This window comes from Photorhabdus sp. RM322S (genome assembly GCF_042879395.1).
Lineage (GTDB): Bacteria > Pseudomonadota > Gammaproteobacteria > Enterobacterales > Enterobacteriaceae > Photorhabdus > Photorhabdus khanii.
In genome coordinates this window covers 1-788 of record NZ_JBHFKW010000144.1, presented here as the reverse complement: position 1 = coordinate 788, position 788 = coordinate 1, and the positions used below count along the sequence as shown (strand labels likewise).

The window sequence follows — 788 nt, the reverse complement described above, 5'->3', positions numbered from 1 at the left end:
TCGCATTGTTTGACCAGATTCAGGACGATACGACGGAATAATGCCAGATTCTCAACTGCACCCTCCAGAACAATTCGTGAATCATCTTCTTTAAAGACTACATCAAGAATATAGTGCTGGGTATTTTCAATCCGCCAATGCTGGCGAATATAATATCCCAGTGATTTATGCCTGGGCGAAAGGGAACTCACATAATAAGACGTGTCCACCGTTCCTTTGCCATTTTGTGTCCGGTGACGTTCTACGGCGATAATGCTACGAATGGTCGGCCATTTCTCGATTAATTCTGCCGTGAATTGGGGCTTTAACTGAAACACATAACGCTCTTCACGCCGGCCATGGGCTTCTTGCTTAACTTCCGTGATAATTTTTTCTTTACCGGCATCAAACACCGCCTGAAATTGCGATTGGACGGCTTCCCACAGATGGGGCTGATTTTTTTTCACCTGAACCACGACATGGGCTTTCTTTTCGCTGATTTTTTCCAGCGTTTGGCGCTGACAATGCAAAGCATCCAGCGTGACGATGCTGCCTTTCAGGTCAAGGATATCCAACATCTGCCGCACGATACTGATTTCCCCGTTTTTCGTGGCGGTGGCTTTCTGGCTCAGGACTAATCCTTGTTCCGTATCATATGCCGTGACCAGTTGGACGGCGTTTTTCTTTTCATTACGGTAGGCGCGTCGCAGAACTTTTCCATCGAAGGCAATGACCGGTTTCCCTGCCTGTTCACGTTGTTCATTGATCCAGTTGAGCAAAGCCTCCAACAGCGAATCAAGTTCAATAGC

Annotated in this window: 1 protein-coding gene; it reads right to left on the bottom strand. The window is 47.1% G+C overall.

Annotated features, from left to right (window positions below; all coding sequences use genetic code 11):
• A partial coding sequence (locus ACGF63_RS22970; RefSeq protein ID WP_387633395.1) for an ISAs1 family transposase occupies nt 1–788 on the bottom strand: 788 nt, incomplete at both ends.